The sequence below is a fragment of the Winogradskyella sp. HaHa_3_26 genome, assembly GCF_019278425.1.
Taxonomy (GTDB): domain Bacteria; phylum Bacteroidota; class Bacteroidia; order Flavobacteriales; family Flavobacteriaceae; genus Winogradskyella; species Winogradskyella undariae.
Genome location: NZ_CP058981.1, coordinates 3690981 through 3704633 on the forward strand (window position 1 = coordinate 3690981; position 13653 = coordinate 3704633).

General features: G+C 29.2%; 14 protein-coding genes. 1 reads left to right on the top strand and 13 read right to left on the bottom strand.

The features are described 5' to 3' along the window. Positions 1 to 29: 29 nt before the first annotated feature. The 12 genes from H0I32_RS15950 to H0I32_RS16005 form a co-directional block, all read right to left on the bottom strand. The gene (locus H0I32_RS15950; RefSeq protein ID WP_179377352.1) at positions 30 to 656 is read right to left on the bottom strand and encodes a hypothetical protein; all 627 of its coding nucleotides are present in this window, start codon (positions 654 to 656) and stop codon (positions 30 to 32) included. A gap of 139 nt (positions 657 to 795) precedes the next feature. Further along, positions 796 to 2085 (bottom strand): SH3 domain-containing protein, encoded by a 1290-nt coding sequence (locus H0I32_RS15955; protein ID WP_179314824.1) that lies wholly within the window; start codon positions 2083 to 2085, stop codon positions 796 to 798. A 781-nt stretch (positions 2086 to 2866) separates the two neighbouring features. Next, a complete protein-coding gene (locus tag H0I32_RS15960; RefSeq protein WP_179314825.1) occupies positions 2867 to 3535 on the bottom strand; it encodes a hypothetical protein in 669 nt (222 codons plus the stop codon). 290 nt (positions 3536 to 3825) lie between these two features. Next, the gene (locus H0I32_RS15965; RefSeq protein ID WP_179314826.1) at positions 3826 to 4404 is read right to left on the bottom strand and encodes a hypothetical protein; all 579 of its coding nucleotides are present in this window, start codon (positions 4402 to 4404) and stop codon (positions 3826 to 3828) included. 26 nt (positions 4405 to 4430) lie between these two features. Beyond that, the gene (locus H0I32_RS15970) at positions 4431 to 5405 is read right to left on the bottom strand and encodes a YHYH protein (protein ID WP_179314827.1); all 975 of its coding nucleotides are present in this window, start codon (positions 5403 to 5405) and stop codon (positions 4431 to 4433) included. Between the two features lie 230 nt (positions 5406 to 5635). Beyond that, the gene (locus H0I32_RS15975; protein ID WP_179314828.1) at positions 5636 to 6052 is read right to left on the bottom strand and encodes a hypothetical protein; all 417 of its coding nucleotides are present in this window, start codon (positions 6050 to 6052) and stop codon (positions 5636 to 5638) included. Next, positions 6049 to 6459 carry a hypothetical protein gene (locus H0I32_RS15980; protein WP_179314829.1) on the bottom strand — a complete coding sequence of 137 codons (411 nt, stop codon included), beginning with the start codon at positions 6457 to 6459 and terminating at the stop codon, positions 6049 to 6051. The genes H0I32_RS15975 and H0I32_RS15980 overlap by 4 nt, the downstream gene beginning before the upstream one ends. A gap of 183 nt (positions 6460 to 6642) precedes the next feature. Continuing rightward, complete coding sequence (locus tag H0I32_RS15985; protein ID WP_179314830.1) at positions 6643 to 7089, bottom strand: cytochrome c oxidase assembly factor Coa1 family protein; 447 nt, start codon at positions 7087 to 7089, stop codon at positions 6643 to 6645. 232 nt (positions 7090 to 7321) lie between these two features. Continuing rightward, positions 7322 to 8407, bottom strand: a complete 1086-nt coding sequence (locus tag H0I32_RS15990; protein ID WP_179314918.1) for an OmpA family protein — start codon at positions 8405 to 8407, stop codon at positions 7322 to 7324. Between the two features lie 194 nt (positions 8408 to 8601). After that, entirely contained in the window at positions 8602 to 9432 is an 831-nt protein-coding gene (locus H0I32_RS15995) for a serine protease (protein ID WP_179314745.1), read from the bottom strand. A 158-nt stretch (positions 9433 to 9590) separates the two neighbouring features. After that, the gene (locus H0I32_RS16000) at positions 9591 to 10088 is read right to left on the bottom strand and encodes a hypothetical protein (protein ID WP_179314746.1); all 498 of its coding nucleotides are present in this window, start codon (positions 10086 to 10088) and stop codon (positions 9591 to 9593) included. A 159-nt stretch (positions 10089 to 10247) separates the two neighbouring features. Then, on the bottom strand, positions 10248 to 10748 hold the full coding sequence (locus H0I32_RS16005) for a hypothetical protein (RefSeq protein WP_179314747.1): 501 nt from the start codon (positions 10746 to 10748) through the stop codon (positions 10248 to 10250). A gap of 302 nt (positions 10749 to 11050) precedes the next feature. Here H0I32_RS16005 and H0I32_RS16010 point away from each other — a divergent pair, with 302 nt between their 5' ends. Continuing rightward, complete coding sequence (locus H0I32_RS16010) at positions 11051 to 11977, top strand: hypothetical protein (RefSeq protein WP_179314748.1); 927 nt, start codon at positions 11051 to 11053, stop codon at positions 11975 to 11977. A 217-nt stretch (positions 11978 to 12194) separates the two neighbouring features. Here the strand turns inward: H0I32_RS16010 and H0I32_RS16015 are convergent, their stop codons facing one another. Then, positions 12195 to 13598, bottom strand: a complete 1404-nt coding sequence (locus H0I32_RS16015; protein WP_179314749.1) for a TlpA family protein disulfide reductase — start codon at positions 13596 to 13598, stop codon at positions 12195 to 12197. Positions 13599 to 13653 lie beyond the last annotated feature (55 nt).

The window sequence follows — 13653 nt, forward strand, 5'->3', positions numbered from 1 at the left end:
TCGCAAGTAGGGAAGAACCTAGCAATTAATTATACACGGTGTTGTGCGTTCGTTTTTTTTATTCGGTTGATAATTTCAATTCCTAAATAGTCTTTTAATTTCGGGAATTTATATCTGTAATATTCATTCCAATAACTTGCTATTCGACTTTCGGTTTGTTGCCAATATATTGGGTTCTCATTTTTAAATTCTTTATAAAATTCCAATGTGTCGTTATTCACTTTCTCGTCAATAATCGGAAACAATTCATAAATATATTCTCCTAATAATTGAACAAGGAATGGTGTTTTCCATTTTTCTAATTTTTCAGATATTTTATTTAACCTTTTCTCTCTTATAAATCCATTATGATGTCTGGTAAAAAAGCAATTTAAAATATCTTTCTGTATTTCCGTCAGTTGATTTTCGTTTTGCGGTTTTGGTTGGTCAAAATAAATTCTTGTTGGGATTTTTAATAATTCTCCACTAACTTTTACGTCATAGGAATCAGAACTTATTAAATCAAATTTATATTTACTTTCCAACGGAATAATATTGAAAACCATTATAACATCCGATTTTAGATTTTCAGGGAAAGAATCTATAATTATTTTCAGATAATCAGGTTTCATTTTCTTTATTAATTCTTGTTTCCGTTCTGCTCTTAAATGACGCACAACGTGTTTGTGTATGATTAGTGGCGTGTTTTAAGCAACTAATTTAGCAAATAAAAACCGAATAGAAAATCCGCGAGGATTTTCGTAAGTAGGCGAGAACCAGCCATTAATTATACACGGTGTTGTGCGTTCGTTTTTTTTAATGTCTATTGTCACAAAATATTCTTATTGTAGGTTCATTCTTGTCAATGAAATCAACTGTCGAACATCCAAATGAATTTCCATAAAGTCCATAAATAATTGGTGGCTTGTTTTTAAATAGTTCTCCAGTCCAACTATAGTAGTGTTCCATTTTATCATCAGATGATTTATAAACTGGACTTATGTTTATACTTTCGCTACTATTATAATTCAGTTCTCTTGTTATTTTATTTGTTGTAGTATCTATCACAACAAGTTGATGCTTTCGAATACGAGAGCGGTTATTCTTATTAGAAATATGACTTTGAATAAAATACTTAAACTTCGATATCGAAAGAGTGTAGGTTTCAAGTGTTATATTATCTGTAGTTATTTGTTTGTCAGTAGTAGTAGTTTCTTTCAAAGGAAAATTAAGATTATCAGTCCTGTTCCAAATCAAAGGTTTAATTTTTCCAGTCTGAAAAGGGTTTGTTTTTCCTATGTAGGCAAAATTCTGTCCTTTTGTTTTAAATTTATCTTCTAAGTTTAATCCAATCATATATTCGTCTTCTGTCAGATTTCTATCGCCTCTACTATATGGATTTACATATGCTATCGCTGTTAAATTACTTGTTGGATACTTAAAAATTGAATCTTTATCAAAGTTAAATATGTAAAGAGTATCTCTATTCGAAATCTCCATCGTCTTATAAATTTTTTTTCTTTGGGTTTGGTTAAATTTCACAGGGTCTTTACCCAAATCTGTTTCTGGTATTATAGTGCTATTATTCTCATTAAAGTCAAAAGGATATATTTCAGAAAGGTTAACAAAACCGTCACTCGCTTTATCATAAGACTTGTCGTATGGACTTGCATAAAAAAGTCCTATTTCAGAATAGTTATAAAAATCTGATAAAAAAGGACTGAATACATAAACAGTATCATTGTCTTTTTCAACACCGAGCCATTCGCCTTTTATTTTTTTTCCTTCATCTTCTATTTGGTCAAATATTTTCGTGTTTTCAATTATTTTAAGTCTTGTATTTAACGGAAATTTATCTAAAATGTTTCCATTTGGTGAATCTCTATAATTTAATCCAGATTTAGCACTAACATATTTGCTTATGTAGCGTTTATGTCTTTTTATTTTACTTTTCGTTATAATAGAATCTTGAAGTATTTTTTTTTGTTTTTTTATTTCAGCTTGTTTTTCAGTTTTGTGAGTCTTTTGTTTGGTAGTGTTTTCTTTACAGCTAAAAGCTGAGAACATCATTAAAATTAGAAGAAGAATTTGTGAATAAATTTTCATTTTTTCTGTTTTGTTCGGTTTTTCTTAAATGACGCACAACGTGTTTGTGTATGGTTAGTTGCGTGGTTTAGCGACTAAGTTAGCAAACATTTACGAACCCGTGAATATTCCGCAGGAATATTCGCAAGTAAGCTCAATAAAGCAATTAATTATACACGGTGTTAGCTTTTAGTGCTTTTTTCTTTGGTTTTAATAACTCATTTTGAATTATTTTAGTGCGATTTTGATTCCAAAGACTTACTTAAAATTCCGATTGAGTTATTTTTTGATTCAGCTCATAATTCCAATTTTGAGTGATCAATTCCACAATTTTATAAATTCCAATTGAGTGAGTTTTCAAGTTTCCAATTCCTCAAACAAACTAAAGAGTCTTAAGTAATTTTTATCTATAAAATTGATTTATATTTTCGATAGTTAGAATATATTTTAATAATACCAAAAGTCGAAACAAATAATATCATAAAAAAACCTACATATCTACTTTTAAATGGCGATTCCTTGAAGAAATCAGTCATTAATATTAGGAAAGTTACTGTACTAAAGAGCCAGAGAATAGTCAATATTATTAATTTCTTCTTTGAAGGTTGTTCCTGCTCTTCAATTTTGATGTTTTTCATATTTCGTTTTTTTGAGCATTAAAGCTAACGTTGTTGTGTATGGTTAGTTGCGTGGTTCAGCAACTAAGTTAGCAAACATTTACGAACCCGTGAATATTCCGCAGGAATATTCGCAAGTAAGCTCAATGAAGCAATTAATTATACACGGTGTTGGCAAATCGTTTTTATTTTTCAAATTCAATTATCGGAAAATGAGGTTTCCATATTTTTCCTAATTTATCTTTACTTTCTGCAAATTGAATGTCAGTTATTTTTGTATTCTCTAACTTGTTTTTTAGTCTTTCCGAAACATAAATTCCCCAAGAATAATGAGGAATTTTAAACAAGTCTATTTCGGAATCAAAATTTTTCCCAAAAACAACTTTTTCCGTTTTAAAGGAATAGCTTTTATCAGAATCCGATTTATTTTCTGATATCAAGTCTAATTCGTGTTGATGAGATGTGATTTTAAATTTTTCGTCATTTTCATTAATTGCAAATATTTTACTTTTTTCAAAATCAATCCAATCGTAACAATCCGTTGCGTTTTCGTCAGGAAAAGTCAAGTCGAAATATTCATAAGAATTATTCTTTTTAAATATTCCAAATAATTTTTCTTTACGCAACACTTTTGCTTTCCCTAATTTATAATTAATTGTCTTACTTTCTTTGAAAATATTTAATGCTTTTTCATTAATTATATATTCATTCGTTGAGTGTAAAATATCATTAAGTTTATTAAAATCGTTGTCATCATACATTTTACATATCGCAACAATTTCTCCATCGACTTTTTCATAATCAATTTCCTCAATTGCTCCAGAATCATCAATGTTTAATATATAATACTGCATTTCGTTCAAATGTTTGCCAACGTGTTTGTGTATGGTTAGTTGCGTGGTTTAGCAAGTAATTTAGCAAAAATTGAACGAACCTGAGAAAATTCCAGCGGAATTTTCACACGTAATCTAAAAAAAGCAATTAATTATACACGGTGTTATATGCTGTTTAATCAGTAGTTTATTCAATTTCACAGATATCATAACATGATTTTTTCCACAAGTATAATTTTCAATCTAATTTGGCTCTTAAAAATTAATAGAATCTTTTACTATAGTTAGCATAAATTCTATTTTATTACAATTTACCTTGTCTTTCTTTTAAAAGAAAAAATCAGTAAACTTAACAACAGTATTGCACCAACAATTAAATAATATTTTAAATAACTAGCAGTTTCTGTGGTGATATTAAAAGATGAAGCAGTGTTGTCTGTAATTGCTTCTTCCTTTTTTCCGTCCTTGTTTACATACCAATGATAGTTTTTTTGAGAGTTACTCTGTTCAAACATCATGGTATTTGAAACTTTACTAATATCTGAACCCTCGAATATTAATGTGTAACGTGTGGCATGGTTATGTTCTTCATTATTCTTTTCAAGAACAACTTTTAATAAATGTAATTGTCTGTCTTTTGTGTCAAAAACTTTTAACTTCTCTTTGGTGTAACGTAAAAATATGTTATTAATTTCTTCTATTGTTTTAGCATTATTATAATTAGAATCGAATGCAATTAAGGCATTTCGAATACTCCATGAAAATTCAGCATGAATTATAGTTTGAGTACCTTCTGTTGTAATATCAAAATAAGCTATATCAGAATCATGTGCATACGTAAAAGGTATACACATGATAAAGAATAAACATGATAAATATAATTTATACATATTTGATTCGTTTTTTAAGATTTTTTTTAATTCCCTGGCCCTTGTTGGAAGTCATCAGAAGGTGTTCCTCTAAAGTATCTTGGGATACTTGGAAAAGAATCACCATCAGTCAATATATAATAAAATGTACCATTAGGAAACTCAGGGGTTACACCTGTTCTTCCATTCGCCTCATCAAGAGTTCCAAGTCCATCAACATACTCGTAATCTGCAGAATATGCACCATTGTACTCAGAACAAGGTGCCGATTCACCATCTCCAGGTCTATTACCTGATAACAATTCATAACTTGAGGTCATTTCTATAACAGCAGAGCTACTATCATCAGCATCAGTATATGCGTATTTATAATAAATAGGATATCCATCAGCAGCCCATCCAACTTGTACCATTTCAGTTCCGTCTGCATCTGCAACTAAATCATATAATGTTGGTGTACCATGATGATGATATTTACCAGTAGGTTGAACATGTGAGTAGTTACAGTCTAAACCTATAGGAACATTTAATGCTTCTAAATTCCAATCCCAATTTACATCAGGATCCATAACTCCAAGATCACTATGTGGCCAAGGTTCAGCTGCAATAGGGTCTAATTCAACACCATCTAATAAGACACCAAAAATATATTCAGGACCATTATCGCCCTCTAGCGAAATTAAATTTCCTGTAAGTTCAGGATCTGTAGTTATTGTATAAGTTTCATTCTGTTCGGTAATATCTCCATTAATAAAGGTTCCTACTAAATGATCAGGAATACTATTGGTTGTGATAACCCTATCAGTTCCATCAATACTAATTGTTACAGATGAATCAAAAGCTAATTGTGTATCACAAACTCCACTTCCTTCTGCCAATTCTTGTTGAACACAATCAGCAGTGTCAGTTTCCTCATCTGTATCCGAATTATTATCAGAACTACATGATTCTAAACCTAAAGCCATTATAAAAAGTGATAAGGATAAGGCAATAAAGCGCATTGATGTTAGTTTAATTTTCATAACTTTATAAGTTTTAATTTAATATATTCTATTTTAGATGTCTTCTTATTAAAAAGACCTTGTGCAAGTTAGTTTTTTTTAAATTTTTTTATGAGGTTTTCTTTTTTTTTAATAGCATATAACGGTTTTGTGTATAACTTAGTTGCGTGGTTTGGCAACTAATTTAGCAAAAATTGACCGAACCCGAGAAAATTCCAGCGGAATTTTCGCACGTAATCTAAAAAAAGCAATTAATTATACACGGTGTTGGTAAATCGTTTTTTATAATTGAAAATATTTCTAATTGTCATTATTAAAAAGCTAGATATCCAAAGATAGTATCCAATTCCATAACCTGTTATTTTTCCGTATTTGTTGTTTGTTCCCATCACAATTTCATCAATGAATAAAAATGAAATACCTAAAATCAAAGCTGATAAGCTATAGTATAATGAGGTTCTCTTATGTCTAAATAACCAAGAAAATATTATCAAAAAATTTGCTAACCAAGATATTCCTGTATCGAAAACTGCATAGAAGCCAAAAATTAATGCTAAATAACCATAATGTCCATCTTCATTATTTAATAGGAACGCGTTTTGTGTTAAAGAAATCAAATAGAGAATAACGCTAGCATAATAAAGAAGGTTTTCTTTTTTTATTTTCATATCGCTTTCATTCCGATTAATAAAGTCGCTACTATAATGATTAAAAGTCCGAATGAAAATAATTTATCAGATTCTTTTACGTGTGGATTTTTTGCTCCAAAACCATCATTAATGTCGTCCGAATATCTCATAAAAAGTATAAAATCTCTTTTATGGATATTTTTACTAATTCGTTTAAAGATTCGGTCAAAAAACCAATAAATTATTGGCACGCAAAATCCGAAATACATAATTCTGTCGTTCCTAAATTCAGTTTTAGTATTTAACAATCCGAAAAGTCCAATAGCAAAAAGTCCAATACAGGACAGCCATATTATTTTGGGATTCATCCATTTCTTTTTCCTTGTGTAAAGAATAAAGAAACTAATTCCGAGTGCAATTCCAATTCCGATTATGCTGTTGTCCAATTCAGTTTATTTTTCTTTACGTAAAGTTGCTCATAAATGTTTGCCAACGTGTTTGTGTATGGTTAGTTGCGTGGTTAAGCAACTAAATTAGTAAACTTTTACGAACCCGTGAATATTCCGCAGGAATATTCGCAAGCAGGGAAGAACCAAGCAATTAATTATACACGGTGTTGCCAACAGTTTTTATTCCGCTTTTATTATTTCAATCGTTTGTTTTTTTTCCGGTGGATTTTTAATTCGGACATTTATTATTTTATAATTCCATTCATTATTGATTTTATCAGCCTTAATATCCATTCTTGCTTTTCCTTTTGTTCCTATTAATCGGATTGAGGAATTCACAGTTTGATTATTATTTGTGAAATGAACTTCTCCCTCTATAATTGCAAGTTTATCAATCGGTTCAATTTCGCCAAGTAAGTCAATAACTTTTTGGTCAGATTTAGCTTTTTTCAAAGCATTTTCATAAAGTTCAGTATCCGAATATGCTTGAGCCAAATCAGCTCCAATTCCACTCATTCCAGAAGAAATAAAAACAGATATAATAATCAATAATATTCCGCTTAAAGGAACGAACCATTTCCAATTCCTTTTCCACCAGCTTTTTTGTTCAATCAGTTCGTTGTTCATTCGGTGTTATTTGTTTTTCAATAGATTTTCTGTATTAAACTTTTTCTATTTTCAGCCTAAATTTCAGTTGTTTTTACGATTTTATCAAATTGTTGGCAACGTGATTGTGTATGGTTAGTTGCGTGGTTCAGCAACTAATTTAGCAAACTTTTACGAACCCGTGAATATTCCGCAGGAATATTCGCAAGTAGGGAAGAACCTAGCAATTAATTATACACGGTGTTGTGCTTAGTTATTTTTGTACAATCATAAATGAAACTCGCCTGTTTTTATTCCGACCTTTTTCCGTTTCATTTGTCGAAATTGGTTTTGTATTGCCGTATCCAATTGCAGAAATTCTACTATTATCTAAGCCTAAAAACACTAAAAAATTGGAGACCGATTTAGCCCGATTTTCTGACAGCTCTTGATTAAAAATAGATGTTCCAACATTGTCTGTATGACCAGAAATTAAAATTCTAGTTTCAGTATTTTTTTCAAGGAATTTATAAATAGATTTAATTTCCAATTTTGCATTTTCCGATAGTTCAGTACTATTAAAATTGAAAACTACATTTGTAAAAGTATAGTCTTTATTTAATTCAATTTTTTCAGTTTCTGTTTTTACTGTTTTTTCTTGAAATACTTCAGTGTTTTGTTCATTTTCTATTTTTGGTAAATCGGTTTGTTCCAAACTTACTAAGTCGATATAGTAATAAGAGATATTAAATCTGTTTTTATTTGAAACAAGAATTTTGTCAGTTTTTGAGTTTTTGTTGAAGTTACCAATCGTCAAAAATTGTTCAGTTCCTTTCGCATTGAATTCTTTAGAGATTAATGTCCAAGTACTAGAGTTGGCATAAAATCTTGTGTTGTCAATTTTGTAAATTGAATAGCTATCAATTTTGGATTTTTTTAATTGCTTTTCAGATAATTCTCTTGAAATAGTTGTGTTTAACTTATCTGCCGATAACATAAAATCAATATTCTTTATTGCAAAATCGGATTTTTCAGCAAGATTTACATAAAATGATAGTTTGTATTTAGTTCCTTTTTCCAATTTTTCGGATAATTCTACTTGAATATATTCGCGATAATTTTCATCAGAGTGCAAATAGAATCCAGCATAATTCTTTCCAGATTTTGTTTCTTGCATTCCGTTGTAATTATTAGGAATTCCAACTGCTCCTTTAGCACAAGTACTGAATACATCTGTAGTTCCCCAAGTTGGTGTTGACCAATATTTTACATTATTGTCAAAATTTCCAATTAATTCCGCACATCTTTTGGTTTCTTCAAAACTTGGATTTTCAACCAAATTCTGTGAAAATAATTGCATTGAAAACAGTAGAAAAAGGATTTTAATTTTAGTCACAATGTTTTTTAATAATTAAGCACAACGTTGTTGTATAAGATTAGTTGCGTGATTTAAGCACTGAAGTTGGCAAATAAAACCCAGATAGAAAGTCCGCGAGGACTTTCGTAAGTAGGCTAAAACCAGCAATTAATTTTATACGGTGTTAGGCATAGTATTTACATTTTTAATACTCTCTTTATTTCAGTTTCTAATTCAATTAATTTTTTTGCTTTTATAATAATTCCGAGGTTGTTAGGTATTCTTGAAATAGCAACTGGTTCTTGTCTTGTTGGGATATTTATAATTTCAATTTTTCCAGAAGCAGTGTGTTGTGGTCCAGCATATAAAACACCAAGCAATTTAACTCTCGTTCTCATTGTTATTCCTTCTTGAGTTGAATAGCTTCCTTCATTTAATAATAGAACAGGTGAACCACTTGAGCCAGGAAAACACGCAGCATCTATCATAAACTCTTCTTTTCCATTGTAATCAATTTTCGGATGAGTAGCAGTAATTCCTTTTCTGAAAATTGGTAAATTATTTACAGAATCCCAAATACCATTTGGATATCCAACCATTGTAATATCTTCCATTGCTGTTAATTTGTTCAATTCCTCGTCACTAAAAATTAATGATTTATCTAAAGGGATATAGAAGAAATTTTCATTGCTCTTTGATGCTAAATTTAATAATCCGCCAATTGGCAAAGCGCAAAGATCAATGTTTGGGTCAGGGTGTCCAATCCATTGTTTTTCAAAATCTGGAATTTTATATTCCTTTGTGTTCTTGTAATCAGGATTTCCATCTTTATCAATTAAGGTAAATCTAAAAACTCCAATTTTAGAATCTCTAACAACGTGTTTGTTAGTTACAATTGTTGGAATGTGTTCTCCGTTTTCTTTTTCAAGAAACTTAAAAAAGAAACCTGTTCCTGTGGAAGTATTTCCGTTATTTAATACAGTTTCAATTCTTACTGTACTATGCTGTATTTGTTCTGAAATTGTCATTTTTTTATATTATGCCTAACGTGATTGTGTATGGTTAGTTGCGTTATTTAAGCACTAAAGTTAGCAAATAAATCATAGATAGAATATTCCGCAGGAATGTTCGTAAGTAGGCTTAAAACAAGCAATTAATTATACACGGTGTTAGCAACTGCCTTTTTTCAGTTCAACATTTTCTTAATTCTACTAATCCAATTATTTTTCATTTTTTCCGTTTTGATTTTCAGTTTCTTTATTGGGTTAAAATCAACTTCGTATGCTGTTTCAATTATTTTCTTTTTCGGCTTATAGACTTTTCCAGTTTCGTCCTCGATAAAAGGGTAGCAATAAATTGTATTTTTAAATCTTGGGTTGTCAATCGGAATTTCAAATCTCATAACCGCTTTTTTTATAAAATCCGTTTCAAATCCGTGAATAGATAATTCTTTATTCAGAATTCTTCTCAATTTATTCAAATCCGCTTTTAATGGTTTGATGTCAGTTTCAGTCGGTTTTATTTTACTATTCAGAATGTCAACCTCAATTTCATTTATATTCTTTTCACGAGCAATGTAATTCAACCAATCAGCCATATATCCACCATCATAATATCCAAGCGTACTTAAATAACTCAAGGCAAGATTCCCAGGAATTCCATTTAAGTTTCTTGTTTTTCTCATAGTTGGTTTTAGGTTGTTGCTAACGTGATTGTGTATGGTTAGTTGCGTGGTTGAGCAACTAAGTTAGCAAACTTTAACGAACCCGTGAAAATTCCGCAGGAATTTTCGCAAGTAAGCTAAAACCAAGCAATTAATTATACACGGTGTTGTGCATAGTTTTTAATTCAGAATAATTGGTGTCATTTCAGACTTTAATTTGTCATAATCCGCTTGAGTTATTACTCCCAATTCTAATAATTCTTTTGCTTCTTTCAACTTGGCAATAGCTTCTTCTTTCGTTAATTTTCTATTCGGGTTTTTTATTTCTCCAACTTCCAACGCAGTGTCATAATCTATTAAAACAGGAATAAGACCATAACCTTTAAAATGGGCATACAATTTGTATCCACTTTTTTTAGTTCCGTAAGTTTTTAATTTATCTACAACTACTTTTTTATCAGATAAAGTATTTGAAACTCTTTGTCCTCCTTGCGAAATATAGGTAAACCCTAAATCAGAAGTTGGAATTCCAATTGTCAACGTATCTCCGACTTTTAAAGTATCTCCAATTTTAGTTATATAATTTTTATATTCAGATTTTTTTGTCAATTTTCCATATTCAGCAGTTTGGGAAAAGCCAATCGAAATGGAAAAAAATAGTATTATAGTTAATGTTTTCATTTTTTGGTCAAATTATGCACAACGTGATTGTGTATGGTTAGTTGCGTGGTTAAGCAACTAATTTAGCAAATAAATCACAGATAGAATATTCCGCAGGAATGTTCGTAAGTCGGCAGTGACCAAGCAATTAATTATACACGGTGTTGTGTGTAGTTTTTTTACCATTCAAGTTGCTACAAATAGTTCTGTTTTTAAGACAATTTATCTAATTCAAATTAAAATAATTATTCAATTGTATGTTTAGCAATAGTTTATTGAAAATTTTCCCTTTCTTTGAATGAGTAATAATAATTTGATGTGATATGAGATTATATTTTATACTGTTTTTGACATTACTTTTTTATGGTTGTAATCAAAAGGACTCTAAACTTAAAATTAAATCAAGTGATAAAGTTTTACTATCTGCTGAAATAAATCTTAATAACAAGGTTGAAAGAATAATTGATAGTAGTTTTAAAATTAAAAACAATGATACAAGTTTAGTCAAAGTTGCCAATTATTTAATTCAAAAAAACGCAATAAAAAGTATATCAATAAAAAGCTACTTAAAAGACAATGTACTTGCTTCAAATACTAGTAGTACTTATGATAATACTGGAAATATTTCGGAAAGTATCTTTAGCTCAAAAAATCGTAAAACAATTGTTAAATATGACGAATATGGTAATTCAACTCTTACACATTCATTTAATGAAAATGATAAATTGCAAACGGAACTTAAATATAACAACACATACGATAACAGTAATTTAATTAAAATAGAGAAATTAGATAAAGATGGATTAATTTTTGAAACAGTAGAGTTTAAATACGATTCAAGCGATAATTTAATTAAAAAAACTACTAAAGGCTCCTCAAATATGATGAATAAGGAAGTTTTTTCGTATAATAAAAATAACCAGAAAACTAAAAGTATATTTTTCAGTTCAAATTCCTTACAAGATAGTACCTTGTACTATTATGATAAGGATTTATTATCAAAAATTGAAACCTATTCTAGGAATTTTAAAGATGAGTTCGATAAAAATCCGTCTAAAATAATTTATACTTATGATGAAATTGATAGGTTAATAGAAGTCAAACATATTGCGAGTTTTGGTAGTATAAGTAGATATTATCAATATCAATATTTTGACTCAATGAAGAATTGGTATGAAAAAGGAAATTATGATTCTGCTGGTAATTTAATTTATTTAATTAAAAGAAAGATTATTCTAAATAAGCTATAGATTTGTTGCATTAAGTTATTGAATGCAGAAGCTGCTCGTCAAATTACACACAACGTGTTTGTGTATGGTTAGTTGCGTGGTTAAGCAACTAAATTAGCAAACTTTTACGGACCAGAGAAAATTCCGCATGAATTTTCGCAAGTAAGCTCAAAAAAGCAATTAATTATACACGGTGTTAGCATACGTTTTTTAAGTATTCATTCCGTTTAATATTTTCTCAATTACTTAGATTTAGCAAATCTTCTACGAGTGTAATATCAGAAGGTTTTTTTGCATTAAAATCAATTATTTCCCCAGTCTTATCTAAAATAATATATCTTGGTAAACTTTCTATTAAATATTCTTTTTTAAAGTCAGTAAGTTCTTCTGGTTGACAAAATAATTGAATACCATCAAATGATTTTTCTTTAATTATACTTCGCCATTTTATCGAATCTGTTTGAATACAAATATTAACAAACTTTATATCATACTTATCTAATCTTTGTTGAATTTTATTTGAATACTCAATTTCATTTATACAAGGTCTGCACCAACTTGCCCAAATATCTATATAGACTACATTGCCTTTTAAGTCACTAAGGGAAACAAATTGATTGTTTCTATTTTTAAATTCAAAATCCGAAGGTTTAGAACCTACATCATAATTTTTTAACTTAAAATATTTTTTTTCAATAATATTTTTCAAGTAGGTATTCTGTGTTGAAGCATAATATGTTTTATAAAAGGTATCTAAATCATTTGTATGTTCTATATTAAAAAAGGCTGTAACGTACATTAACTGCTCGCGAATCTTCTCACTTTTTATAAATGTCGTATCAGTGCTAACATATTTTAGATGTGATAAATCCATGTCATTAATTGAATCTAAGTTGTTTTTGTTAATAAGTCCAGAATGAGTAAATAGATTCATCATAAACAATGGAACTTCAATATAATCTTCATTTTTAAGGTCTATTCCTTTAAAAAAATCTGGATAAGAGTTGGATTTTACATAATTTTCATCAACATTTTCTCTGGTAAAAGGATAAGTAAGGTATTTGTGAGTCCGCTCTGCTAAACTGTGTAATTCTAAAAAATATTTGAATTCATTATCATCGAATGAACTTTCTTCAATTAATTTATCATATAAACCCTTAATTGAATCAGTGAGTTTTAAAAACTTATCTTCATTCAGATTTGCATAATGATGATAAGTATTAATTGAAGCCAATTTTTTATCTAATTCTTTACTTTTTTGATTGTAGGTATTTTCTTTTGCTCCATATCCTGAAAATTCAATTTTATTATCATCGATAGTTATGTGTAAATCATATCCTTTATTTAAATAAATAGGATAAATATTATCACCAGCGTAGAGATTGTAAAATCCGCGAGGTATTACGAGTGTTTCTTTAAAAGAATTGTCAGAGCGAATTCCTAGATTCCAATTGTTAATTGGTTTTCCACTTACGTGGTAATTTTGATGTGTTTTAATATAAATTGTATCTAAACTATTGTTGTTTATTATTCCTGAGATTGTCAGGTTATTTGACTCGCTATTAGAATTACAGGATAAAGTTAGAATAACCAATATTGTTGGGAGTAAATTCCTCGAAACAGTAAATACGTTGTAACTCATTTTTAAACTAATTATTTCTGATTATTTTTTTCCGATTGAGTAAGCAAAATGTATG